Below are 367 nucleotides of genomic sequence, written 5' to 3' on the forward strand. Positions count from 1 at the left end.
AAAATACGATAATATTTAAGTTAGTATCCGTTATTAAAACGGCGGGGACAGGGACGATACCCCCAATTTATTAGTGTAAATATTAAAAATATTGTTTGTCCATTATGGCTATGTGGGTTAAAATCCAGTCTTTAAGGAAATGTGTAAAAGATATAAGGTTCATGTTTCTTCCCGCCTCAAACGCCCTTATGTTATCTAACACGGTTAAAATAAAAGCGTCATGTTCCCTTTTATGCTCGGCATAACCTTTAAAGTTGGTCGCGCGCAGGATTCTTTCTTCCGTATTAAAGTGAACTTTTACATAATTAACGGCTTCTTGAATAATCTTCTTAAAATAGCGCCGTTCCGACTCTTCATCGTTAGCGAA

At 36.2% G+C, this 367-nt stretch carries 1 protein-coding gene; it reads right to left on the reverse strand.

The genetic code is table 11. The features are described 5' to 3' along the window. Positions 1–82: 82 nt before the first annotated feature. On the reverse strand, positions 83–367 hold a 285-nt coding region (locus ACYVTD_RS18015), incomplete at its 5' end, for a hemerythrin domain-containing protein (RefSeq protein ID WP_461248982.1).

This window comes from Treponema sp. R6D11, from assembly GCF_054786075.1.